Genomic DNA, 25661 nt, shown 5'->3' with positions numbered 1-25661 from the left:
TATGCGGAATTCCGCTTTAATGAAAGTACGGTAGCACTCCCGGGACTGCATGCACGCTAAAAAGCGGCAACTGCTTAATTGATACCGTGTTGCAGTTTTAGCTGGTCTTAACTTCAGGCGCTCCGCCCCGGGTTGTTTTTGCTCCGTGACCGGGTGGAGGCGGGGAGGGGGATCCATTAGGGTGTATGCATGATCAATTGACGGACAGAGCTATCCCCTCTGAACCATCCGACTGCTTGATTATTACTTGGTTAGTTATGTGTGACGCTTCCTCGGCGTTCATGTACGGGCCGGGCGGGTGTGGCTCCTCGCCCGGCCCTTTTGTATGCAGGGACAGTGGGGTGTTGGTTTTGCGGTCTGCACGGTAAACAGTTCCGGATCTGCTTCAGGCTGTTCCCGCTCTCCGTCCCGGGCTGTTTTTGCTCCGTGCCGGAGTAGAGGCCGTGGATGAGAATGCGTATCAACAGCACCTTACTTTTCAAACAAGGAGAACATATGAATAAAAAAATAAAAATGATGGCAGCGGCTCTGATGGCTGCGGCTGTATCGCAGGCGTCGCTGACTGATTTCGGTTTGAGCGGGAACACACTGTATGACGGCTGGGACGGGCTGACCAGTGCCCAGTATCCGGGCTATGGCTCGTATCCGGGCTCCGGTGCATGGCCGGGTCCGATGGTTGCAAATGAGGCAGGATCGAATGGCGGTGAATTGGCTAAAATTTCCGGAACCGGCTATGCGGGCGGTTCCTCTCTTTATTCCCCGGCGGGCGGTGTTTTTGAAGTCTCGCAGGACAGTGTGGTTGCGGATCTGGAGACGATTGTATTTGCGGTGGGGTACGGTGCGGGCACTTCGGCAAGCTTCACTAACGGGCCTACTTTGACAATAAACGGATCTACCGTGATCGGTGCCGCGGACTCGACCTTCAATCTGGGTTCCTATAACGACACTATCGGCGGATTTGAGGTTACGCTGACGACCGATGTATTCCAGTGGGACCTGAGCAGCCTGGGCGAAACGGTGACTTCATTCTCCATCAGCTACGATGTCGGTGAGCACGCACAGCAGTATGGACTGCAGCTGGAGCAGAGCGACACGTATACCGAAGCGATTCCGGAACCGGCCACGATGGTGCTGATCGGTGGTGCCGGCGGGGCCCTGTTTATGCTGCGCCGTATGCGTATCTGCTAACTGAAATCTGCGTCGATACAGGGAATACATGTGATGAATACAAAACTTCTGCCGTTTTTTGCCGCCGTTTCCGGTCTCGTTCAAAGTGTATCGGCGCTGACTTTTCTTGATCCCGGGTATACGGGGGAGAGCCAGTTTGCGCAGTGGTCAACATTTACCTATGCCAATACCACTGCGGGGGTGAATACCCCGCAGTGGGAATCGGGATCGCCCAATCTGGAGCTGCGGCAGTTTAATCCTGCTCTGATTACGAGCAGTGGAAATATATACAGCTATTCGTCCGATCTGTCGTTTGAGCTGACCGGTTCTTCGACGAATGTATTGGGAAAAGTCTGTCTGCAGTTTTTTACCTGGGGCGAGGCCGATGCGCTGTCGAACGAAACCGTGCGACTGGAACTGGATGGCGGAATGTCATTATCTCCGGACAGCCTGACGAATTTTTATCATTTTGTGGATGATCAGGGGGAGTATGGGCAATACCACACACTGGGCTATAAAATGGAGTGGGATCTGGCGGGACTGAACGCAACAAACTATACGATCCGGTTTGATACGGTTATCCATTCCAGCCTGGATGAACTGCGTCTGGATACCGAGGCGGGCGTGCCGACCGCCCCGGTACCTGAGCTGGAAATAACGTTCAGCGGAACCGATCCGGTGCTCCGGTTTACAAGTGAGCCGGGGGTGGTCTATCAACTGATCTGTTCGCAGTCTCTTACCAATGCGTTGACGGAATGGGCGGTTGTTGCCGGTCCGGTTTCCGGTGACGGATCAACCCTTTCAATAACCAATTCCACGCTGAACGCCCAGGGGTTCTATGCTGTGGAGGCCTGGTTGGAGTAATATTTTGTACGTACCATTCAGAGCCACATTAATTGTTCTGGCCGGATGTTGTGCAGGGATAGCGCAGCGTTCGTGGTCTCAGGGCGCGGAGGGAGAGGATCTTCCGCCCGAACTGGGTGTTACCGAAGTCGACGGTTCCCGGGATCGGAAGGAGACGGACCGTATTCCGGCTTCCGTCGTCCGCATGGATTTTGATTCGCATAAAGGCGGTTCGGTGTCCGATGCCGGGGATGTTGCCCGCTATCAGCCCGGAGTTTCCATTCCGACCGATGTTGTGGGAGCGGATCCTTATGTACCTTATGGAAATAACGGGTTTACCAGTTATCAGATCCGCGGTGTCGGCGGAAACCGGCTGCTTATGACGATTGACGGAATTCGCCAGCCGCCGGAATTTAATCAGAGCGGCGGCATGGGCAGGACCTTTTTTGATCCGCGGGTGTACGGCGGGGTGGATATTCTGAAAGGGCCCGGCTCCGCGCAATATGGCAGTGAAGCACTTGGTGGCGCAGTGATGTTCCGAAGTAAATCACTGACGGAAGAACTGGAATATTCGCCCGAGCCCTGGCTGGTGCGGGGCAGTACAACGCTGAAGTCGGTGGACCGGAGTATCAACGGACTGCTGAATGCGGGAGTGCGCGGCGACGACATGTATATCACCGTCAGTGAGTCGTACACCGAAGGGCGGGAGGTTGAAAATGCCAAAGGGAATGTGGATGCCAATCCGCTGGACTATCAGCAGAACCATTTCCTGAGTACGGTATCCTGGATTCCGGATGAACAGAACCGGTTGTGGCTGACGGCGGAAAATTTTGTTTATCAGAGCGACACGCAACTGCACAGCTCAGAAGTTGGCGATGTGGTTTATGCGGCCTCGCAGAATACGAATGAACGTTCGCGGGTCAGTCTGGATTATGTCAGCTCTCCGGAGGCCGGCTGGTGGGACCGGCTGGCGGTTAAGGGCTATTTTCAGACGGCGGAATCGGAGAGCATAAACCACCGGAATTCATTCTGGGTGGATCCCGCTCCGTCGGGTTTCGATCCGGTGACCAACGATCTGCAGCGTACCGATCATATCGGGTTTGATCATGACCTGATCGGCACCACGGCAAACGTGCTGCACGATTTTGATGCCGGAGCATTTGAGCATGAACTCAATTATGGCATTGAGCTGGGCTATGAGCATGCGGAGAACACTTTTCAACGGGATGTGGTATATAATGATGCGCCGAACCCGACGAGTTCGCCGAATGCGTTTGATCCATCGGATCTATACCGCTTTGAAGCGTATATGGAAGATGCGATATCGCGTGGCCGCTGGAATTTTTCTGCAGGCGTCCGGCTGATTGACTACACCATTAAACCGGGGAACGATCCGGACTATCTGATCGCAACGGGAACCGATCCCAAAGCCGACTATCATAACTTCGCGGTTTCTCCGAGTGTCTCGGCGGATTATCTGCTGTCGCGCAATGCCATGGTGTGGACGCGTTATGCCCATAGCGTGCGGAATCCTTCGATGGAGAATTATGTGGGTTACTTTGATCACGGCGATTTTGAACGGCTGCCGAATCCCGGGCTGAAAGAGGAAACCGCAGATGGGTTCGAAGTGGGATTCAAAGGCGGTGGAGAGGCGGTCTCCTTCGATACCTCGGTCTATTACACCTATTATCAGGATTTTATTGAAGAGGTCATACTCTCGTCCACCAGCCGTCAGGTACAGAATATCGGAAATGTGGAAATCTACGGTGTAGAGGCCAGGATGGATTTCCGGCTGGGAGCCTTCCGGAATGTGCTCGAAGGGTTTTCAACGGGGATCCGTGCGGTCTGGTCGGATGGGTATAACCGAACCGATGGTGATGCGGTCGATTCCGTGGATCCGTTTGAGACCGTGCTCTATCTTGCATACGACCATGGTTCCGGAAAATGGGGTTCACGTATAACAGGAACCTATCGGGCGAAAAAGAACGAGGTTTCTGATGACTGGACCTATTTTGTGCCGCCCACCTCGTTTGTGGTGGACTGGTCGGCGTACTGGAATATTACCCGCCGCATTTCCATCGAAGCGACCATCCGCAACCTGACCGATGAAAAATACTGGCTCTGGCCGAATGCCGGCCGTGTGGATCACGCGGATTTGGAAAATCCGGAGCTGTCGGTACAGCCCGGGATCAATGGTGTCCTCACTCTGAATGTTGCATTTTAAAGGATAGAACAATGACGGTATCGAACAGAGGATTAAGCGCCGCGAGCATTATGTTATGTATTGCCCGGAACCGTCACGCCCGGCCGGTATCCAAAACCTTTCTGGCCAAACAGACCGGGATCTCTGCGGCTTATATCGGGCAGATCATCATGCAGCTGAAAAATGCCGGGCTCGTTCGCAGTCAGCGGGGAATTTACGGCGGTTACCGGCTGGGCCGTCCTGCTGCCGATATTACGTTGTATGACCTGATCATTGCTGCAGAGGGCATTCTGGATGTGGTGGGGCAGCTTGAGCGCTGCAGCCGGTGCACGCTGCCGTGTATGAACAATCTGTGGTGCGGGGCCAGCAGAACACTGCGGAATTATTTCCGGGGGATCACCCTTCAACAGCTGCTTGAAGAACAGGAAAGCGACGGCGCGCGTGAGCCCATGGCGGAGGCCGTCTGAACAAGGCTATAAAACAAGGAGAAAACCATGAACCAAGTAAATACAGATGAAGCTGCCGCTGAGTTGCGGGAAAAATACCGGGAACTGATCGAGGAAAGACCCATGCGCATCCGCAATGCTGCCGCCGCCCTCGGTGTGTCTGAAGGTCAGCTGCTGGCCAGCCGGGTAGGTGAAAATGTGATCCGTCTGAAAAGCGAAGCACAGGCGATTCTTGAACAGATGGAGCCGCTCGGAAAGGTTATGGCGCTGACCCGTAACGAGAACTGCGTTAATGAGCGCAAGGGCGTCTACAAAAACTATAATTTTTCGCAGCACGGGCCGATGGTCGTCGGAACTTTTGTTGGAGCCGATATTGATCTGCGCCTGTTTATGAACCACTGGAATTTCTGTTTTGCCGTTACGGATCTGGTGCAGGATCGCACGATGCGCAGTCTGCAGTTTTTTGATAAATCCGGCACTGCTGTGCATAAGATCTATATGACCGATGAGTCGAACCTGGATGAGTATGAAAAGCTGGTTGAACGGTTTGCCGCCGACGAACAGCCGCGCTGGATTGAGGTCGAGGCCTACGACCCGCCGGCTGCTCCGCCGTCGGACGGGGAAGTCGACTGGCAGGAGTTCCGTGCAGCCTGGGAGGCCATGCGTGATACACACGACTTTTTCCCGCTGCTCCGAAAATACAAGGTGGACCGCCAGCAGGCCTTCCGGAATGTGGGCGATGATATCGCCTATCCGGTAAGCAACGACGCATCTAAACGGCTGCTCGAAGCGGCGCGGGATAAAAACTGTGAGATCATGGTGTTTGTCGGCAACCGCGGCTGCATCGGCATTCATACCGGGCCGGTTCAGAAACTGGTCGAGATGGAAGGTTGGTACAATGTGCTTGATCCGGACTTCAACCTGCATCTGAAAACCACGTCGATTGCCAACACCTGGGTCACGCGGAAACCGACCGAAACCGGACATGTTACGGCGGTTGAAGTGTTTGATGCCGAAGGTGAGCTGATTGTTACCTTTTTCGGGAAGCGCAAACCCGGAATTCCGGAGCTCGAACTGTGGCGTGAAATTGTTGCGGAACTGCCGCGTGAAGAGGTGTCTGCATGAGGACGTTGTTTCTAAGCATACTGCTTGCCATTGCATCCATCGGGCGCGCGGCACCGGAGCGGCTGGTGGTGGTCGGCGGCGCGGTGAACGAAATCGTGTATGCGCTGGGTGCACAGGACCTGCTGGTCGGGAACTGTGTTTCCAGTTATTACCCGCCGGAGGCCAACCGGCTTCCAAAGGTGGGATATCAGCGGATGCTGCCTGCGGAGGGCATCATTTCCCTTAATCCGGATCTGGTGATTCTGACCGATAAGGCCGGACCGCCGGCGGTGATCCGGCAGCTGGAAAGTACGGGGGTGGATATCCTCAAACTGGACGCTGCGGAAAGTTTCGACGGTGTGCTGGAGAATATCCGCGACATCGGGGTTAAATTGGAGAAAACCGATGAAGCGGCGGCGCTGATTGCAACGTTAAAAGCGGAAAAAGCTGTTCTCGATGCTGAACTGGCGAGCGTGGAAAATAAACCCAGGGTTCTTTTTATTCTGACGCACGGCGGGGCTCCGCAGGCCGGAGGGAAAGGCACCACGGCGGATGAAATCATCGCTCTGTCCGGTGCCGAAAATGCGGTGACGGAATTTCAGGGGTATAAACCGCTTTCTCCGGAGGAGCTGATCGAACTGAAACCGGATTATATTCTGACGTCCACGACAGGGGTTCCGGCTCCGGGACAACATCAGAATGTGCTGGCCATTCCCGGGGTAGCACTGACGCCGGCGGGGAAGAATAAAAAATTCATTGAAATGGATTCTCTGCTTCTGCTCGGTTTCGGGCCGCGTGTTATTGAAGCGGCGACGGAACTGCATCGTTCCTATGAGTAAAACCGGAAAACAGATCCGCTGGCTGATCCTTCTTGCGGTGGTGCTGCTTCTGGCTGTTCTGGTTGCGGTTTCGGTCGGTGCGGTTGCCATTCCGGTGCGGGTGTTGCTGAGCGGACAGCTGGATGATTTACAGCAGGCGGTTTTGTTTTCCATTCGGATTCCGCGCATGCTTCTGGGGGTCATTGTCGGATCGGCTCTGGCCGTTTCCGGGGGTGCGATGCAGGGGCTGTTCCGGAATCCGCTGGCTGATCCCGGTCTGATCGGGATCACCAGCGGGGCTTCGCTTGCTGTTGCGGTTATGATTGTGCTGGTTGGCCCGACCGCCGGTTTTCTGGGCACCTATGGGCTCAGTATAGCTGCTTTTACCGGCGCCATTTTCACCTGTTTCGTCATCATGCGGTTTGCACGGGCTTCGCAATCAGTATCGGTGCTCTATATGCTGCTGGCCGGCATTGCAGTCAATGCCATTGCAGGTTCCGCAACCGGATTTCTGACCTATATCAGTGATGATCAGCAGCTGCGTACGCTCACGTTCTGGACGATGGGCAGTCTGGCCAATGCGCTGTGGCCTACAGTGATTGTTTCCGCCACGTGTGTTATTCCCGCCTCAATGGTTATCCTGAAAAATGCACGCAACCTGAATATGCTGATGCTGGGTGAGGAGGATGCCGGTTATCTGGGGGTGGACTGTGATAAACTGAAAAACCGTTTGATCATTATGATTGCCCTGGCCGTTGGAGCGGGCGTCGCTGTCAGCGGTTTTATCGGATTTGTGGGGCTGGTGGTTCCGCATCTGATCCGTCTTTTTATCGGGCCCGATCATCGCATCCTTCTTCCCGCTTCAGCCCTGCTGGGTGCTGCCATGCTGCTGGCGGCCGACACGGTTTCCCGCACGGTTGTGGCTCCGGCGGAAATTCCGGTGGGATTATTACGAGTCTGATCGGAGGGCCGTTTTTTCTCTGGCTGCTGATTCGTCAGTATGCAGGGAGGGCATCATGATCAAAGCGGAAAATATTCACTTTTCAGTGGGTTCAAAACAGATTCTCAAACCGGTCAATGTTGAACTTTCCGGAGCAGGAATCACGGTTGTGCTCGGACCGAACGGTGCCGGTAAATCGACGCTGCTGAAATGTCTGAGCGGGGCTAACCGCCTGAGTGGCGGCGAGGTTTTCATCGATGGGAAAAAACTGCAGGAGTATTCCCGCAAGGAACTGGCTCTTCGGCGTGCGGTTCTTTCGCAGTCCACCGAAATTGCATTCCCGTTTAAAGTACATGAAGTGGTGCTGATGGGGCGGAACCCGCATATTGTCCGGGGAGAAACGGAATCGGACCATAAAATTATAGAACAGGCACTGCAGCATGTGGATGCGTGCAGCCTGAAAGAACGCGAATTTTCGACCCTCTCCGGCGGGGAAAAACAGCGGGTACAGCTGGCGCGGGTACTGGCTCAGGTCTGGGAGCGGGAGGGTGCGCTTCTGATGCTGGATGAACCGACTTCCGCACTGGATCTTCGGCATCAGAGTCAGATTCTTGGTTATGTCCGACGGCAGGTGGAGCAGTTCAGTATGACGGTGCTGTGCATTCTGCACGACATCAATCTGGCGGCGTCGTATGCCGACCGTATCATCCTCATGAAAGACGGAGAGATTGTGGAACACGATGATGTCGATACCGTATTGACGTCGGAAAATCTCAGTGCGGTTTATGATATTCCGGTTAGCCGTCATGAAATCGACGGACAGGCCCGGTTTTTTATTGATTAAACTCCGAAGGCATTCAGGAATTTTTCGATGTCAAAGTGCTCTGCAAAAAGATTCACAATTTTCCGGTGCTTCATTTTATCGTAGAGCTGGATTTTAGTGTCGTTGAAGCATTTGTAGAGCATGGCATCAGTTTCGGCGGTATCCTGCATAACGGCAATTGTCGGCAGTCCGCTGTCGGCCACCAGTGCTTCAGCGGCGGCATCCGGTATTTTATTGCTGGCGCAGGTGAGAATAAGCCCGCCGAGTTTTTTTTCGGTCGGCTGGGCGTTATTCCAGTCAATCACTCTTTTCAGGCGGCGGTGCGACGCAGCGCCGAGTACGGCAATATCGCGCGGGCGCAACGCCCGGTCGGGACTGAAATTTTCAAAATCCAATGAAATGATTTTCACTTTCCGGCAGGCCCTGTGCCAGGCCGCGGCACATTTTCCGCCTTTAATCGCCCGATGTTTTCTGAAGCTCTGGCTGATCAACTGCATCGACGGGTTGTTCAGGTATTTCACGATCGGCATATGGCCGAAAACGTTCAGTTTCGGGTCCCATTCCGGAAAGATACGGTTCAGCGCATCTTCCGTGATGATTTCCTTCATCTGATCCAGTTTTTTCGGGAGCACTTTGTTGAACAGGACGCCGGCCACTTTGCTTTTATGATGCGAAAAATAGGAGAAATCCACTTCCAGTTCATCAATGGTGCGTCCGATACCGCCGCCGACCAGATAAAGGATTTTTGCCTCGATCATATTGGCTACACGGGCATTGGAAAGGCCGACCACCGAGCCGACACCCGGGTGGCCGGTACCTTCGGCGATGATAATTTTTTTGTCGGAAAGAGCGTCCATGGTATCGCGGATATTTTTTTCAAACTTTGCGGTAATCTCCGCCTGATTCGTACCGGAGATATAATCACGCGTAACGCCCGAGACCACACGTACCGGGGACAGAATGCCCATATCCGGCATATCAAGTCCGGTGAACTCTTTGACAATCCGGACGTCCTTGTCGATTTTCTGACCGTTCGGCAGAGTGATCATTTCCTGGCCGACGGGCTTAAAGTAACCGATATCTTTCGGGTCAATGAGTTTGCTGATGGCGGAAATGACTCCGAGGCTGGTAACGGTTTTGCCGGCATGCTGGCGTTCGCCGGCGATGAAAACGACGGGTGGTTTTTTGCTCATTCACTGTTCTCCGGGTTTTCTCCAGTGTTGTCGATATTGGTTCCGGAGAAAAGAGAAACCTTCTGGAGACTGATGGCATCGACCGGGCAGGCTTTCAGGCAGGCTCCGCAGCGGATACATTCATCCTGATTAATCCAGATCATATTCATTTCGCGGACATAGTCGGTCGCTTCCCAGGACACCGCGCGGCCTTCGTTGTCGTGCTCGATGGATTTGAGCATCAGGATACATTCCGGCCGCGGTTTGGCTTTCAGGCACCAGTCGCACTTGATGCATTTGTCCTGGTCGATTTCGAATTTAAAGTGGCAGCGGTAGCAGCGGTTGGCTTCGGAAACCGCATCTTTTCGACGGTAGCCGGTTTCCACTTCGCCATGGAGGCTGCGTTCGGCAACGGGCAGCATCGGCATGCGGTTGCGTGGAATACGGTTCATTTCAACCGATCGCCCGGTGGTTTCGGCCGGCTCCACGAGCACTGATTTTTCCATCCGTTTTTCGCCCATCAGAAATTGATCCACTTTTTCGGCCACTTTTTTTGCATGGCCGATGGCATCGATCAGCGATGATGCTCCCGAGGCATAATCGCCGGCGGCAAACACCTTCTGGAAATTTTCCAGCGTCTGGAACGTTTCGGGTTCGCATTCCCAGCTGTGATCGGGAAACTGGCCCGTGGCGAGCAGGACGGTATCGGCCGGAACATCAAACTCTTCATGCGTTCCGGTGCGCCGGAATTTCATGCCGGTCAGCCGGCCGTTTTTTTCGAGATAGGCGACCGGTGTGGCGTGGCATTCCAGCGGAATTCCTTCGATATCGAGTTCTTCCAGTTCTCCGGGTGTCACACGCATCACGTCTTTCGAGCGACGATAGAGCACCTTCAGGTCCCACTGTGCGGTTTCCGCACCGAGCCGCCGGGCGGTGCGCGCACAATCCATGGCGGTGAAACCGCCGCCGATGACAATCACATTTTTTCCCAGGTGAGGAGTTTTGCCTTCATTGACCTGCAGCAGGAAATCGAGGCCGTGCATAATGCCGGGCAGTTCATGATTCGGCAGATTCAGCAGGTTGGGTTTCAGGGTGCCTGCGGCCATGACAACGGCGTCAACGTCGGGAATTAAATCCGTTAATTTCAGGTCATCTCCAATGGAAACCCCGCATTGAATCTCGATACCGAGGCCGGTGATCTGAGCAATTTCGCGGGCGATGATTTCGCGCGGCAGGCGGAATTCGGGAATGCCCTGATTCAGCATGCCGCCGGGAGAGTCGTGTTTTTCATAGACGGTCACATCGTGGCCCATCAGTTTGAGCTGGCGGGCGGCGGTAAGGCCGGCGACACCGGCACCGATGACGGCGACTTTTTTTCCGGAGTTCGGAAACCATGGCTCGAGAAGAACCGGTCCGGAAGCGTTGAAATCGTCGGCAGAGCGTTTTGAAAAACAGATGGCCACAGGATCGCCGAGTCCTTCGTAGCCGTGCCGGCAGGCGGATTCGCACGGACGGGCGCAGACGCGGCCGAGTACGGCGGGGAATACATTGTCAATCAGGTTGATGCGATAAGCCTTTTCATATTCGCCCCCGGCAATCGCCGTGAGATAACCGGGAATATCGGTTCCTGCCGGGCAGGCGGCCTGGCAGGGAACATTGGTTGTCAGCCACTGGAAATCTTTTTTTGCGCACCCTTTTCCTGTTTTCACCGAGAGTTCGGCGGTGGGGGAATGGGGGCGTTCTTTGGGTTTGAAGAGTTTGCCGATCTGTCCTGATAAATCCATGGCGTGTATCCTATGCATCGGAAAGTAGAATGCGAGCAATTTAGATTATGTCTTAAAAGAAAACGGCTACTTTGCCGAAACGGAGCGTCTTCAGGGTTCCGAAGAAAGATCTGTTCCGGGGTGTCGAGGATATTTTTGGAGGGGATTGATGCGAAAGGTCATGATTCCGGTACTCTTGGTCAATGCGCCTTTCGTTAAAAATCCGCCGAAAAATCAATACGGGATCAGAGAAAGGGGCGCCGGGGAGAAAATAAAAAAGTTAGGTTGAGCTTAAAGTGAAGGTTCTGGTATGAATGCGAGCATGCAGACCCCCGAACTCAGTGCCAGTCTAGAGGATTATCTCGAAACGATTTTCTTTCTTTCCCGAGAGGATGGAAAAGCGCGACCGAAGGATATTGCCGAAAAAATGCAGGTTCGTGCTGCGTCGGTGACCGGTGCGCTGAAATCGCTTGCCGAAAAAGGACTGGTCAATTATGCCCCTTACGCCTCGGCCACACTTACAGAAAAGGGCCGGGAAGTCGCCTCCAAAATTGCGGTCAAACACGAAGCGCTGCTCGATTTTTTCAAGCAGGTGCTCGGAATCGAAGCCGAAGAAGCCGAAGAGTTTGCCTGCTCTATGGAGCACACGATTCCGGATCATATTCTGCAGCGTTTTGTACAGTTTGCGGAATATACCAAACACTGTGCGCGTTTTGATGCCAGCTGGATGGAAAATGCCGAGGGCTATTTCTGTAAAGCGCATGGGCATGAGCGTAGTCAGTGCAAGCAGTGTAAACTGAAGAAATAGTGTTTTCGGCGGCTCAATCGATATAGCGGTTGATCATATCAAAAAGGGCTTCTTTTTTGACCGGTTTCGGAATGTAGTCATCCATCCCGGCGCTGAGGCATTTTTCCCGATCGCCCTGCATGGCATTGGCGGTGAGGGCCACGATCGGTACATGTGATTCAGTAGAGGAATCCTCTTCTAATTTGCGGATTTGGCGGGAAGCCTCATACCCATCCATTCTGGGCATCTGGCAGTCCATGAAGATGAGATCATACCTTGTTCCCTCTTTAATCTTGTTCAGTGCAATCTCCCCGTTTTCAGCCACATCAACTTCATATCCTCCTTTGGCGAGCATGCGTTTGGCGACCGTCTGGTTAACAATATTGTCTTCGGTGACGAGGATACGGCGTGTGCCGGCGCTTTTGATAGTGGAGAGTTCGACGGTGGGTTGGGCATTGACGGTTTTAGGCGGATGCATCGCCAGCGTGCCCAGCTGATAGCCCAGAATTTCTGCGATTTTCCATAAGAGGTTGCCGAGCCGTATCGGTTTCACGAGATTGTTGGCCAGGCCGGCGCCGGTGAGCGTGCGCATGTCGCGGTTGGTGATCGAACAGACAATCAGTTTTCCCAGTTTCTCAAATTCAGGCTGGGTGAAAAGCGGGTTTTCGGTGTCGTAGGCGAGATGTTCTTCAATCAGAACAATGCGGTGGCTGCCCTCGCGAATACGCTGTGCCGCGTCATCAACGGAGCTTGAAACTTCAGGATTCAGCCCCCAGCGGCTCATCCATTCGGAAAGTGACTGACCCATGATTTTCTTTTCGTCGACAATCATGATCGGTTCACCTTTGAAAATGGATTTGTCAATTTCAGACATCCGCGAGCGATTGGCAACAGGCAGGTTGAGGCGGAACCAGAATGTTGATCCTTTACCGAGCTCACTTTCCATACCGATTTTTCCGCCCATGAGGCTGACCAGCTGTTTGCAGATCGCCAGTCCGAGGCCCGTTCCGCCGAATTCGCGCGTGGTGGATGAATCGCCCTGTGAAAATTTCTGGAACAGCTGGGGGAGATCTTCGCGTGAAACGCCGATTCCGGTATCGGATACGGTGAAATTGATGGTGGTTTCCTTTTCAGTACCGGCAACGGCTTCCACATTGATATAGACGTATCCCTTGCGGGTGAATTTAAGCGCATTACCGGCAAGGTTCATCAGTACCTGGCGGATGCGTCCGGCATCGCCGACCACGAAGGGCGGGGTGTTGGGTGAAAAACGCAGGATGAGATCAATCCCTTTTTCCAGAGCGGTTGGAGTGAGCAGTTCGGTGATGTGCTCGCAGGTTTCGCGCAGGTCGAACGGCTGGAGTTCAAGGTCGAGTTTGCCGGCTTCGATTTTAGAGAAATCAAGAATGTCGTTAAGCAGGGTGAGCAGGGCGTCGCCGGAGGTCTGGATGATACGGAGGTATTCCCGCTGTTCAGGGTTGAGTGCGGTATCATATAGCAGACTGGCTGTGCCGATGATACCGTTCATCGGAGTCCGTATTTCGTGGGACATGGACGCCAGAAAGTCCGATTTGGCCTGTGTTGCCTTTTCGGCCCGTTCGCGGGCAATGAGCAGTTGGCGGTTTGCGCTTTCAAGACTTTCGCGCGCTTCGTTGGCATCTTCCATCATGCCCATGATGATGTGCTGGTTTTCCTCCAGTTCACGACTGCGTTTGTCGAGAAGGCGGTTCGCCTCTTTCATTTCAAGTTCATATTCTTTGCGATCGGTAATGTCGAGCAGCGTACCGACCATCCGTATAGCGTGCTGCTGTTCATTACGTTCAATAACGCGCCCGCGGTCCAGTACCCAGATCCAGTCTTCGGGACCCCGATGAATACGGTACTCGCAGTTGTAGGTGTCGGCTTTTCCGTCTAAATGAAGATTCATACTGTTCTGGATGGCCTCATAATCCTCCGGTTCAGTGAGCTGTTTGCGCCAGTCCATATCGTTTGGCAGTTCTTCGAGACGGTAGCCCAGAATGACGGCCAGCCGCTCATTGAAGGTATAGGTGTTATTCTCCAGGTCCCAGTCCCAGTAGCCGAGGTCACCGCCATGCAGGATGAGGTCCATGTTATCGCGCGCCCGGGCGGCTTCAGCCTCGAGGCGTTTACGCTCAATGATCTCGTGTTTCAGCTCTTCATTGTAACGCTCGGCATCCTCCATGATACTGAGCAGAGCCTTGCGGTGTTTTTTGAGATCGAGCGTTTCGGTTTCGAGGTATTCGTTGGCTTTGATCAGCTCATGAACGACTTTGAGATTATCATGGATTTCAGAGTTGCGTTCGTATTCGTCGCGTTCCAGGCCTCCTCCGATCAGACGACCGAGGGTATAACCGAGGACGATGACCATGATAACTGCCAGCGTAATCAGCCAGGGGGTGTTTGAGCTGCCGGAGCGCATAATCAGATAAACAGCCACCGCAAAGCCCATGGCAATCAGCGAAAAAATGACTGCAAAAATGCGGCCCAGCCGTTTTTTAATTTCAGGAAATTTTATTTTCGGTGCGTCCATGGTCAGTCAATTTTATCGATCGTGTAGCGTTTATCGCGGTTCATTTCTTTCAGCAGGGCATTAACCTCGGCCTTGAGTTCGATGATGCGGCATTCGCGCTCGGCCGTAACGGCATTAAAGCGCTCAAGGTCCTTGATAGCATCCTTCAGTTCTTCTTCACGGGCCCGCCGGATTTCAACATCGTTCTGCAGATGGGCGTTCAGCTCCGCCAGATTCTGTGCCGCCAGGCGCTGTGTCCGGCTGAAAAGTGTGATCAGCGGAATGGCCAGCAGGAGCATACCGATGGCGGCAATACCCATCCGCAACAGCTGGCTGCCGATCTGCTGTTCGATATACCGGCTCTCCTGAGCAGCCGCATAAAGATGGCCATGTTCCGGAGTATCGGGGTTGTATATCAAAGCATAGCGGATTTTTCCGAAGGCCGGATGCGTTGTTGTAAACATTTCCGTGGCATGGCGGCCGGCAGAGGCCATCTGCAGAATCCGCTTTTCCAGTTTTTCGGTCAGCAGCAGTTCGTGTGCAAGACTGCGGTGTTTCGAGCGGCTCTCCGACGATCCTGATACGACGATATTGATATGCTTATGCTGTACAGTCCCGGCGAGTACCGCACTGAAGTTCCCATGCATGGCGACACGTTCAAGCTGCGCGCTGGTGGCTAAAAAGTCGGAGTTCCCCGCACTCACGTTCTGTTCAAGTTCAGTCAGTTTGTCACTGTCCAGAAGTTCCTCCAGTGCGAATGCCGCATCGACCAGCGCTTTATCAACATAGTTGCGCAGTGCGCGGCGGTGTGCATTGAAGGACCACAGTGAAAACAGAATTACACCGGCCACATATACAGCGGCGGCCAGAATAAATGTACCATATCGATTAGTCGGTCGATCCTTCATCAGAGGTCTTCCGTTGTGGTTCGGTATTTTTTAAACTGGCCGAGCTGCTGAAGCAGCACATTCACTTCGGCTTTCAGTTCCAGAGTTCTGCGCTCCCGGCCGCGCATGAGCTGATTGAATCGTTCCATATCTTCGAGCGTTCGCTTGAGCCGTTCTTCGGCCCGGTTCTGTTCAGTGACATCGCGCCAGACGTCGAGAACTCCAACGGCGCGGCCTTCTTCGTCCCTCAGAGGGATTTTACTTATTTCCCGCCATCCGATGCTGCCGTCGGCGCGGGTATGGGATTGCGTGAAATTATAGATCGGATGGTTATTCCGAATAACATCCTGGTCGCGTTCGACGACTGACAGGGCCTGTTTGGGATCAAACAGGTCATAAGGCGTCTGGCCCACAACATCATCAAGCGATTTCAGCCCGCATTCCCGGATAAAGGTTTTATTGCAGCCAAGATAGATGGAATCTTTGTCTTTCCAGAAAACCGACATGGGAATGGAGTCCATAATCAGCTGCAGCATACGTTGGGATTTGCGCAGCGCATTTTCGGCCTGCTGCCGTCCGGCAATATCGCGGGCAACACCGAAAACCGCCTTGCGGTTTTTCCAGAATCCCTGAAAAATGCTCATTTCAACCGGTATACAGCCGCCGTGTTTGATCTGTAACGGCATATTGGCCGTGGTTGAACGTTCTGTCTGCATGTAGGCCATGATTCGGTAGACTTCGTCGCGTGCTTCTTCCGGATAGAGTTCAAAGATGCTCATCTCCCGGAGTTCATCACGTGAATAATTCAGCCGTTTACTGACAGACGGGTTGGTGTGCAGAAGGCGTCCTTCGAGGTCGCAGACCAGCAGTAGATCGTCAATGGTTTCAAACAGATTCTGAAAATTCCGGTTTTCCTCTATGAGGGCATCCTCAACGCGCTTGTTCAACGAGATATCCTGTATCAATCCGTCCCAGATCAGTTTGTCTTTTTCATGATTCGGTACGGCACTGATATACAGCCATTTAAGATTTCCATCATTATCCAGCACACGCAGTTCAAGTTGAATGGAGGAGCCGGTACGGGAGGCCTCAAGCGCCGCGTTCAGACTGGGCAGATCGTCTTCATAAACGTGGTCGTAGATCAGGCGGGCATCGGCCAGAATCTGCTCGTGATCCAGTCCGAGGATCTGTTCACATCCCTGACTCAGGTGAGTGAATGCATACGTTCCATCTTTGGATTGCATCAGCTGGAAGATGGTTACATTCGGCAGATGATCTCCCATCAGCTCAATATGATTTACACTTTTGTTCAATGCTTCGGTTTTTTCGGTAAGAGCAGAGCGAAGTTTTTTCACCCGGATCAGCAGTGCAGTGATGAAAAAGGCACATATGGAAAGCAGCACGGGGCCGGTTATGCCGGCCTGCAATAATCCGGCATCCGCCACTTCCGCCGCATCTGCACACCGGACGGCCCCCGTAATTCCGGATACTGCAAAAATCACGCTGAATCTGTTCATTGAGTTAACCGCTGCCATTTTTTCGGATTTGTATTCACATACTATGAGCTATAAGAATGCTGTTGTTAAAGTGAAATCAATGCTTCATGGACTTCGCAAAGGGGCAGACCGACCACATTGGTGTATGATCCGGATATTGCTTTTACCATATGAAGGGCTCCACCCTGAATCGCATATGCGCCCGCCTTATCCATCGGACAGCCGGATGCAATGTAATCTATGATTTCCTGTTCTGCCAGTATTCGGAAAATAACCTGCGTCGTCACGGAGAAAACGTTCATCTCTTTTCCCCTGCGGATGCCGACCGCCGTGATGACCTGGTGTGTGCGGCCGGAAAGAGCGGAAAGCATATCAAATGCCTGGTCGCTGTCCCGGGGTTTCCCGAGGATCTGATCATCCAGTACGACAATGGTATCTGCAGCGATGACGGTTTCGTCGGAGTCCGCAGGAACGGCCGCCGCCTTTTCCGCTGCCATTCTTTCGGCATAGGTGCGGGGTGCTTCGTTCGCCACAGGGGTTTCGTCAATGTCGGGAATACGGACCTCAAACTTCACGCCCAGAGACGCCAGCAGTTCGCTTCGGCGTGGCGATGCGCTGCCGAGGATCAGTTTGCCAAGATTCGGATAATTATGCATGTGAGGAGAATATGTTGCAAAGCGGGCTTTTAAAAGCTTGATCTGCATGGCACAAGGAGCGCATGCAAAAGGTTGAAATCCTGCTGGGTGGCGTTCCGTTCGGCCGAAATAATGTGGGTGATGAGGCAATCCTTGAATGCGTGGTCGGATTGCTGAAAGAGCTTGCGCCCGGATGTTCCATCACCGTAAGCACCGACAGTCAGCAGGAGACCGAAAAACGACTGGGCGTCCGGACGGTCCCCTTGTTCGGTTTTCAGCCTGCCTACAGTCCCCGGCAGATGGAAGAGGAAATAGCGCGTGCGGATATTTTTATCTGGGCCGGTGCAACCGGGCTTTCAGACTATCCCGAAATTCCGCTCGCGATGCTGGAGATTGCTCACCGCCATAAAACAAAAACCGTACTGTGGGGCGTCGGCATGAACGACGAGCTCAATCCCTACCTCTATAAAGTGCTGCCCGGGAAAAAACAGCTGTTGCTGCGCCTGCTCAGCGGCCTTACGTTCAATCGCATCAACTTTATCCGGCGCCTGGAGGAAAAGCGCGAGACCCGGGCCCGTAATAAGATTGTCGAAGAACTGAACCGTTGCGATCTGGTGGTGCTGCGCGATCCGGAAACGCTGAATGCGGTTCAGCACTGCGGGCACGTACCCGATGTGATCGTCGGTGCCGATTCCGCCGAACTGCTCCAGCCCGCGCCCTGGGAGCAGATCCGTCTGACGCGCGATGCCCAGGCGGTGCTCGCATCATCCGCCCGGAAGATCGGCCTGTGTATATCTGCTCAACGTCAGCTCGTGCATGAAGATGAACTCATCGAATTTATGGATCAGCTGGCCGACCGCGATTACCGGATTATTTTCCTGCCCATGAACCACGCAACCGATGCGCCGCTGATGGAATCCATGCGCGAACGGATGCAGAATAAAGTGCACTCCGTGGTCATCGGCGGCAAACGGACCCCCGGCGAAATTCTGGCCATTGCCGGGAAACTCGACCTCGTCATCAGCAGCCGGCTGCATCTGCTGATTCTGGCCTCGGTGCTGCACGTTCCGATCATTGGAATCAGCCGCGGCAGCAAGGTGGATAATTTTCTGACCATGTTCGACCACGTTTCAGCAGGAAGTGTGGATGAATGCGATTTCGACCATATGCAGACCGAACTCGACCGGCTTATCGAAAGCCGGGCCGAATTCGAAGAGGTCAGTACGGCGGTGCACAACATGCTGCTGCAGCGATTGGAAGAAGCTAAGGTGCGGTTGGCCGAGGTGCTGAACCGGTCTTTATAGGTTTCATACATTTAAATGTGTGAAATTAAAAAAATATTTAAATCAGGCCCTGATATTTTTTCATACATTTAAATGTGTGAAAAAACGGGGTCTGACGGTGTGGTTTAGAAGGCGGTAAGAAAGTCCGCAATATCCTGAGCTGTGGTTTCAGAGGTGAGCATGGCCTTCAGATCCAGCCGCGCCTGAATCGCTTTACGAACCGGTTTAAGCAGTTTCATCTTGCCCAGCAGCAGACAGCCGACAAACCGGCCGTCGCGCAGCATGAACATACGGTAACCGCCATCGGCATAATCCTCAATCATCCGGTAGCTGCCGTCGACCGGAGTAATCACCCCGATACTGAGCATCGGCTTTCCAACCACTTTAATCATGTGCGAACGCGGGATGCCGCCGAATTCCGTCGGAACACCGGCCGCATTCATTCCCGCAATTTTACCCATATACATCGCCGGAGCCCAGGCGCCGTAGCGTACACCATCGTGTTCCGCCACGTCCCCCACCGCATAGATATCCGGATTCGACGTCCGCAGAAAATTATCCACCAGCACGCCCTTTTTCACCATCAGCCCGGCGTCCTCCAGCAGTTCCGAGTTGGCCCGGTCTCCCGCAGTGATCACCACCACATCCGCCGGAATCAGTTGTCCACGTTTCAGATGAACCCCCGTCACATGACCATCGCCAATCAGGCAGTCCGCCTGCGCCTGGGTCACCACCTTCACATTCATTCGGCCAAGATGCGCCCGCATCACTTCGCTGCCTTCCGGATTGAGCTGTAATGGCATAATGTAATCAAACGACTCCAGTACCGTCACATCCGTTTTCTGTTTTGCCAGTGCCGCCGCCGTTTCCAGCCCCAGAATACCCCCGCCGATGCAGACCACCCGCGAACCCTCATGAATGACATTCAGGATCTGGCGCACATCATCAGCCGTCCGTACCGCAAAAACATGATCCAGATCCGCTCCCGGAATCGGCGGAATAAACGGGTGCGATCCCGTGGCAACAATCAGTTTATCAAACTGGATGGTATCGCCGGACTCCAGTTCAACCGCTTTTTCTGTCAGCAGAATTCGGGTGACCGATACACCGTCGCGCAGATCAATATTCCGCTCTTCATACCATGCTGCCGCATGCAGCGGCAGATTCTTGTCCTGAAAATCCCCCGCCAGCATACGCGTCAGGTTCAGCCTCCAATAGGGCAGGCCCTTCTCCTTAGAAAGCAGAATAATTTCCGCATCCGGGGCGTGTTCTCGAATCGTCTCCGCCGCCGAAACCCCGGCAATACCGGCCCCGATAATCACCACCCGTTCATGTCCCGGATTTCTGCGTTCAGGCCGGACCGTCGTCTCTATCTCCTTAAAATCCTCCGGTTTGGCATCGCAGATCGGGCAGGTTTCCGGTGCCTGATCGCCATAATGCAGATAACCGCAGATTGAACAACGCCACGTCTTTTCCGAATTCATTTCCATCTTCGATCCTTTCATCGCGGAAGTAAGACGAAATCAGTATCATTTTCAGGCGCCGGAACTAAGTAAAAAATAGTACACGATTCACAGGAATTGACCTTTTGACCGCGCAGAATAATTCTTCCAATCGGGATTGACTCACCCCCGAATATTCGCATAATTCGCGCTTCGTTTTTCCAGTCACTGGAAAACCCCTGCCGGCGTAGCTCAGTGGCAGAGCAACGGATTTGTAATCCGTTGGTCGTCAGTTCGACTCTGACCGCCGGCTCCATTTTAAAACCCTCGTAATCAGTCGGTTGCGAGGGTTTCTTTTTGAGAATCTGTTTCGTCGGAATTGTTGAAAAGCGCGAATTATACCAAACGTTAAAATTATCCTTCGGTATAAATTTGATCCCTCTCAGAGGCTGAGGACGCAGAGAAATTCAGTCATAAATGGTTCCGCGATCATCTTAAAGAACAGGGTGCACGGGAAAAGAACCGGATCCGGAACTCCCCCGACTTCATCCATGCCTCTATCAAACGCATGCTCAATGTCCTGAAAAAAGAAATCACAGCCATTGAGAAGCGCATCCGGGAACTGATCAAATCCGATGAGAGTCTGTCGGCCTGTTTATCCTGTCTCACTGCCATCAAAGGCGTTGGCGAAGTTAGCGCATGGATGATCATGGCCTTCCTCGGTGAAATCACGATGCTCAGCAGAAATGAACTCGTTGCTCTCGCCGGCGTTGCCCCCTACAACAGAGACAGCGGCAGATTTAAAGGAAAACGAAAAATCAAAGGCGGGCGTGCGAAGGTCAGAAAAGCTCTGTATATGGCGACCAGAACTGCAGCGATGTATAATCCTGTAATCAAAGCCTATACCGATGGACTCCAATCGCGCGGGAAACCCTATAAATGTGCAATGGTCGCAGGGATGAGGAAAATGCTCATCCACATGCAGTCCGAACTTAGAAAAGCAGAAATAAAGGTTGAGTTATGACACAGTTGCTCTGCGTCGCTGCGCGGAATAACGCTGTCGTGAAGACCGGAATGTTTTAGTAAATGGGATTGGTTGCAAATCTTACACCTCTCCGCCTTTCCGGAAAGCTGTTGCTGAACTTTCCGGAGAAAAGGTGGAATGACGGTTCGGTTATGTACGACAACCGGATCAAAAGAATCGTTACAATTGATGGTAGAAGCCAGACGGAGATACGATTCATCCACTCTGTGAGAAATGGAACGTTTCTCCAGTTAGCTTTGTGGCAACGCAATCCGATCCAGCAGCGCTTTCCGTTGTTTCCAGTCCGGCATGCATCGGGTGAGCAGGCGGTAAAAGGCCGGTGAGTGGTTGTGGTGTTTGAGATGGCAGAGTTCGTGCATGATTACATATTCAATACAATGAACAGGTGCCTGAATCAAATGAGTGTTTAAGATAATGCGCCCTTTGCTGCTGCAGCTTCCCCAGCGTGTCTGCATCTTGCGGAGAACAAACGTTGCAGGAGGAATGTCATGCCGGCCGGCAATTTTTTCACACGTAGCCATATACCGTTTGAAGATTTCTTCCGCACGTGTTTGATACCACTTGTCAACCATCCCCTTGATGGCTTCGAAATCGTTTTTGTCGGTCACGCAAATCTCGAGATATTTCCCTTTCAATTTGGCGGAATACTGCTCGCTGCTCTCGACTTTAAGTCGGTATTGCCTCCCTATATAGCGGATCGTTTCCCCGCTCACATAACGGAGGGGGGCGGGCAGGGGGATGAACGATTCGACGAGATCGAGCTTTCGAACGATCCACCTTTTTTTGCCATTCAGCATGGTCTCAATCTGTGCGTCCGTTGCCTGTTTGGGGGCCGACACCGTTACCCGCATATCCGGTGTAATCGTAATGCGGTAACGCTTGCGCTCTTCGCGTACCAGACGATAGGGAATCCGTCGGTTACCGAACGCCAAAATATACTCATGTTGCGCATTACTTTTCATTGGCGATGGCAATTTCCAGGCATTTGTCGATCAGCTTGTCCTGCAGTTCCAGCGGAAATTTCAGTTTGAATTCATCTGCAACCTCGAAAAAAATGTCATCGATTTCGCGGCGCATCGCATTGAGCGCATCGGTGTTATTCGTCCAGTCCCTCACTTTGTGCGGTTCCAGACGCCTCACCACTTCAAGAGCAATCGTTGCACCTGCATCCGGTTTGGCGGTGACGTATTCTTTGATTTCTTCCTGTACGGTACCGTAATAGCGCCGAGCCATATCATGTCCGACCAGTTGCTCGGGCACATCATCACCGGTATGCGTGGCCACCTTGACGGCAATATCCTTAATTTGGGCCAACGCTTCCGCGGCCTTCAGACGTTTCTCATGAAGAGCTTCTAATACGTCTTCCAGCAGCTTGGAAAATTTGGTGAAAAAGGCCGGATCTTTTTCGAACTCCTTTTCTATGGTGTGCCGGGTTGCGGAGGCAATCATGTCGGCTTTGGATTCCGCACTCCGGCCCTCTTTGTTCAGCACTTCTTCGCGTTGTTCGGTATTCAGCAGGTCGATGGGTTCGATGAGCTGCTCCACATCACCGGCTCCAACGTGCGTATCAAGCAGTTTTCGGATTTTCGGCTCATACTCCGAAAAATCAACCCGCTCTTGAAACCGGATCGAGGCTTCGGCACGCAGGTTGCGGAAAAACTTCAGATCCTTTTTGTAGATATTGATCTGCTCTTCCTCCGTCTGTTCAAGGAACGTCGTTGAGGCGAGTGCCAGGGCCATGGCCCGCGCGAATGCACTGAATCGTTCATAGAATTTTGCTCTACGCTCATCATCGCGCAGATGCTCCTGATAAACTTCAGTGTCTGTACTGCCCTTTACAGAAGTGAACAATTCCCAAAGGTCGGAATGCAGTTGCGGCAGCTTTTTGGTTTCGTCGGAAATAAAGGAGACGGTGTTGACCAGATCCTCGTGTTTGTAGTCGGCAAGGTGAGTATAAAAATCGATGGCTTCGTCCAGGTTTTCGATGACCCCGCTGTAGTCCATAATCAGTCCGAACTCCTTGCCCTCGTAAAGGCGGTTTACACGGGCAATGGCCTGCAGCAGGGTATGGTCCTTCAGGGTCCGGGCCAGGTAAAGCACGGTGTTGCAGGGTGCATCGAATCCGGTCAGCAGTTTATCCACCACAATGATGATTTCCGGCTCCTCGGACTTTTTAAAGGCATTGATAAGTTGTTTGTTGTATTTCTGTTCGGAGCCGTATCGATCCATCATGGCCGTCCAGAACGCTTTTTCTTCAGCACTGGCTTCCGGGTTCTTACTTTCGCCTTCATGGGTGCCGGGACCGGAAACCAGCACTTCGCTGGTCACCATGCCGAATTCATCCAGCATTTTTTTATAGAGCCGGGCCGCTTCCTTATCGGGAGCGACCAGCTGGCCTTTCAGGCCGGTTCCCTGATAAGCCATGGCATAGTGCAGGCTCACATCCCAGGCCACCATCCGGATTTTCTGCGCCGCCTTATTCAGTTGTTTTTCGGATGAGTACTTCTTTTTCAGGTCGGCCCGTTCGGCCTCGGTCAGATGGCTTGTCAGCCGTTCAAACCAGCCATCGATAGCCTCTTTCTGCACCGGTTGGGGAACGTGCCGTGCCTCGTAAATCAGCGGAAGTACCGCTTTATCCTCAACGGCCCGCGCAATGGTGTAGGGCGGTTTAAACATCTCGCCGAACTTGGCAAAGGTGTTCTTTTTCGGGTCTTTGGCCAGCGGGGTACCGGAAAAGCCGATAAAACAGGCACCTTTAAGCGCCAGTTTCATGCGGGCATGGTGTTCACTGTAATTGCTCCGGTGGCTTTCATCCACCAGCACAAAGGTATTATGGTCCACCTCAATAGAAGACCGGGCGGTCGCTGCCGCAAATTTATTAATGAGCGTGGTGATGATGTGCCGCTTTCCGTCCTGCAGCATCTCAATCAGGTGTGAGCCGGTGCGCGCCTGTTCCGCCTTCAGGTTGCACGCCTTGAATGTGCCGTAAATCTGATCGTCCAGGTCGATACGGTCGGTCACCAGAATAATGCGCGGATTCCTGATCTTTTCCGACAAGGCCAGTGCCTTTGCCAACATCACCATCGTAAGCGATTTTCCACTGCCCTGGGTATGCCAGACCACACCGCCGGTTCGCGGTTCGCCTTCCGGCCCGGCGGTCACCCGCTTTAGAATATCGATCACGGTGAAGTATTGTTGATAACGGGCAATCTTTTTCAGTCCGTTGTCGTAGAGGATAAACTGAAATATCAGCCTCAGCAACCGGTCCGGCCGGCACATGCCGTAAAGGGTTCGATCCTGCTCGTAGACAAAGCGGCCTTCCTTGAGCAATTTCATAAATGCGTGTTTGTTGGAGGCAAACGGTCCATCGAGCAGTTTTACTTGCTGGTCATCCGGCAGTGTGATGCCGATCAGATCCCGGATTTCATCATCAATGCCTTCTTCGCGCCACCGGCTCCAGAACTTGCGCGGGGTGCCTGTCGTTCCGTATTCCGCTTTATCGCGCGCCAGTGCCAGCAAAAGCTGCGAGGTCAGGAACACCTGCGGGATGCCGTCGCTCTGCTGATAATCCCCGAGCTGGGCAATCGCCAGATCAATCGGCTTCTTGTTCGGATCGGTATAGGCCGCCCGCTTGCATTCCGCCACCACCACGGGAATGCCATTCACAAAAAGCACAATATCGGGAATATAGTGCTTCGACTGCCCGACCCGCTCAACCTTAAACTCCGCCGTGCAGTGGTAGCTGTTGTTTTCCGGGTTCTGCCAATCGATGAATTTCAGATCAAAGCTCTTCGTGTCGCCTTCGACTGTCTGCGGCTGGCTCGTTCCCAGGCAGAGGAGGTCGTAAACCTCCTCATTCTGGAACGTCGCCCCGGTGGCCTGAATATTTTTGAGTTCCTGCACCGCCGCCTGGATCGCGTTTTCGGAAAATGCATGTGTGCATCCCTTAAAATCATACCGGCAATTTTCCCGGATGTGCTCAAGCAGCACCGGTTCGAGCAGGGCCGTGCTCAGCCGCCCGTTGCGCAGCTCCACACACTCCTCCGGGCTCAGATATGTCCAGCCCATGTTGATGAGCAGTTGCAGGGCCGGTAACTGTGACTGCACCGCCTCCAGGTAGCTTGGGGTCGCTTCATATTTCGGGAGTTCTTCTGACATCATACGGCTCCATTAATTGGCCTCGGCACAGCGAACTGAAAGTGAGGTTGACAAACAAATAATTTGAGGTAACTTGCAGGAACTCATTGGCCATCCTTCACGGGTGTAAGAGCTGAAGG

General features: G+C 53.2%; 19 protein-coding genes, 1 tRNA gene and 1 pseudogene. 12 read left to right on the top strand and 9 right to left on the bottom strand.

What is annotated here, in order from left to right:
• Positions 1-447: 447 nt before the first annotated feature.
• The 8 genes and pseudogenes from EGM51_13185 (at position 448) to EGM51_13150 (ending at position 8365) form a co-directional block, all read left to right on the top strand.
• A complete protein-coding gene (locus EGM51_13185; protein QBG48299.1) occupies positions 448-1188 on the top strand; it encodes a PEP-CTERM sorting domain-containing protein in 741 nt (246 codons plus the stop codon).
• Between the two features lie 33 nt (positions 1189-1221).
• On the top strand, positions 1222-2031 hold the full coding sequence (locus tag EGM51_13180) for a hypothetical protein (GenBank protein ID QBG48298.1): 810 nt from the start codon (positions 1222-1224) through the stop codon (positions 2029-2031).
• A complete protein-coding gene (locus tag EGM51_13175) occupies positions 2006-4234 on the top strand; it encodes a TonB-dependent receptor (protein ID QBG48297.1) in 2229 nt (742 codons plus the stop codon). Before EGM51_13180 ends, EGM51_13175 begins: the two co-directional genes overlap by 26 nt.
• Positions 4235-4245: 11 nt before the next feature.
• Positions 4246-4680 (top strand): Rrf2 family transcriptional regulator, encoded by a 435-nt coding sequence (locus EGM51_13170; protein ID QBG48296.1) that lies wholly within the window; start codon positions 4246-4248, stop codon positions 4678-4680.
• 27 nt (positions 4681-4707) lie between these two features.
• A complete protein-coding gene (locus EGM51_13165) occupies positions 4708-5784 on the top strand; it encodes a hemin-degrading factor (protein QBG48295.1) in 1077 nt (358 codons plus the stop codon).
• Positions 5781-6602: a hemin ABC transporter substrate-binding protein gene (locus tag EGM51_13160; GenBank protein QBG48294.1), complete on the top strand. Its 822-nt coding sequence runs from the start codon at positions 5781-5783 to the stop codon at positions 6600-6602. Before EGM51_13165 ends, EGM51_13160 begins: the two co-directional genes overlap by 4 nt.
• Positions 6595-7601: pseudogene (locus EGM51_13155) on the top strand (iron ABC transporter permease). Before EGM51_13160 ends, EGM51_13155 begins: the two are co-directional and overlap by 8 nt.
• Positions 7598-8365 carry a heme ABC transporter ATP-binding protein gene (locus EGM51_13150; protein ID QBG48293.1) on the top strand — a complete coding sequence of 256 codons (768 nt, stop codon included), beginning with the start codon at positions 7598-7600 and terminating at the stop codon, positions 8363-8365. Before EGM51_13155 ends, EGM51_13150 begins: the two are co-directional and overlap by 4 nt.
• On the opposite strand, the gene EGM51_13145 is transcribed toward EGM51_13150, so the two are convergent.
• Together EGM51_13145 and EGM51_13140 are read right to left on the bottom strand one after the other, a co-directional pair.
• A complete protein-coding gene (locus EGM51_13145; GenBank protein QBG48292.1) occupies positions 8362-9537 on the bottom strand; it encodes a hypothetical protein in 1176 nt (391 codons plus the stop codon). The two genes, EGM51_13150 and EGM51_13145, sit on opposite strands and share 4 nt — an antisense overlap.
• Positions 9534-11318: an FAD-dependent oxidoreductase gene (locus EGM51_13140; protein ID QBG48291.1), complete on the bottom strand. Its 1785-nt coding sequence runs from the start codon at positions 11316-11318 to the stop codon at positions 9534-9536. The genes EGM51_13145 and EGM51_13140 overlap by 4 nt, the downstream gene beginning before the upstream one ends.
• 271 nt (positions 11319-11589) lie before the next feature.
• Between EGM51_13140 and EGM51_13135 the strand changes: the two genes are divergently transcribed.
• Positions 11590-12087: a metal-dependent transcriptional regulator gene (locus tag EGM51_13135; GenBank protein QBG48290.1), complete on the top strand. Its 498-nt coding sequence runs from the start codon at positions 11590-11592 to the stop codon at positions 12085-12087.
• A 13-nt stretch (positions 12088-12100) separates the two neighbouring features.
• Here the strand turns inward: EGM51_13135 and EGM51_13130 are convergent, their stop codons facing one another.
• The 4 genes from EGM51_13130 to EGM51_13115 are packed head-to-tail and all read right to left on the bottom strand — an operon-like array spanning position 12101 to position 17635.
• Entirely contained in the window at positions 12101-14617 is a 2517-nt protein-coding gene (locus EGM51_13130; protein ID QBG48289.1) for a hybrid sensor histidine kinase/response regulator, read from the bottom strand.
• Positions 14618-14619: 2 nt separating this feature from the next.
• Positions 14620-15504, bottom strand: a complete 885-nt coding sequence (locus EGM51_13125) for a hypothetical protein (GenBank protein QBG48288.1) — start codon at positions 15502-15504, stop codon at positions 14620-14622.
• On the bottom strand, positions 15504-17018 hold the full coding sequence (locus EGM51_13120; protein QBG48287.1) for a PAS domain S-box protein: 1515 nt from the start codon (positions 17016-17018) through the stop codon (positions 15504-15506). Before EGM51_13120 ends, EGM51_13125 begins: the two co-directional genes overlap by 1 nt.
• A 47-nt stretch (positions 17019-17065) precedes the next feature.
• On the bottom strand, positions 17066-17635 hold the full coding sequence (locus tag EGM51_13115; GenBank protein QBG48286.1) for a septum formation inhibitor Maf: 570 nt from the start codon (positions 17633-17635) through the stop codon (positions 17066-17068).
• A 62-nt stretch (positions 17636-17697) separates the two neighbouring features.
• On the opposite strand from EGM51_13115, the gene EGM51_13110 reads away from it, so the two are divergent.
• Positions 17698-18918 carry a hypothetical protein gene (locus tag EGM51_13110; GenBank protein ID QBG48285.1) on the top strand — a complete coding sequence of 407 codons (1221 nt, stop codon included), beginning with the start codon at positions 17698-17700 and terminating at the stop codon, positions 18916-18918.
• A gap of 104 nt (positions 18919-19022) precedes the next feature.
• On the opposite strand, the gene EGM51_13105 is transcribed toward EGM51_13110, so the two are convergent.
• Positions 19023-20402 carry a pyridine nucleotide-disulfide oxidoreductase gene (locus EGM51_13105; protein ID QBG48284.1) on the bottom strand — a complete coding sequence of 460 codons (1380 nt, stop codon included), beginning with the start codon at positions 20400-20402 and terminating at the stop codon, positions 19023-19025.
• Between the two features lie 178 nt (positions 20403-20580).
• On the opposite strand from EGM51_13105, the gene EGM51_13100 reads away from it, so the two are divergent.
• Both EGM51_13100 and EGM51_13095 read left to right on the top strand, forming a co-directional pair.
• Positions 20581-20655, top strand: a tRNA-Thr gene (locus EGM51_13100).
• Between the two features lie 252 nt (positions 20656-20907).
• A complete protein-coding gene (locus EGM51_13095; GenBank protein QBG48283.1) occupies positions 20908-21363 on the top strand; it encodes an IS110 family transposase in 456 nt (151 codons plus the stop codon).
• Between the two features lie 251 nt (positions 21364-21614).
• On the opposite strand, the gene EGM51_13090 is transcribed toward EGM51_13095, so the two are convergent.
• Entirely contained in the window at positions 21615-22346 is a 732-nt protein-coding gene (locus tag EGM51_13090) for a M48 family peptidase (GenBank protein ID QBG48282.1), read from the bottom strand.
• Positions 22336-25545: a type I restriction endonuclease subunit R gene (locus EGM51_13085; GenBank protein ID QBG48281.1), complete on the bottom strand. Its 3210-nt coding sequence runs from the start codon at positions 25543-25545 to the stop codon at positions 22336-22338. Before EGM51_13085 ends, EGM51_13090 begins: the two co-directional genes overlap by 11 nt.
• Between the last annotated feature and the right edge of the window lie 116 nt (positions 25546-25661).

This window comes from Verrucomicrobia bacterium S94, from assembly GCA_004299845.1.
In the GTDB taxonomy this organism is placed as follows: Bacteria; Verrucomicrobiota; Kiritimatiellia; order Kiritimatiellales; family Pontiellaceae; genus Pontiella.
This window is presented reverse-complemented; position numbering and strand designations above follow the sequence as displayed.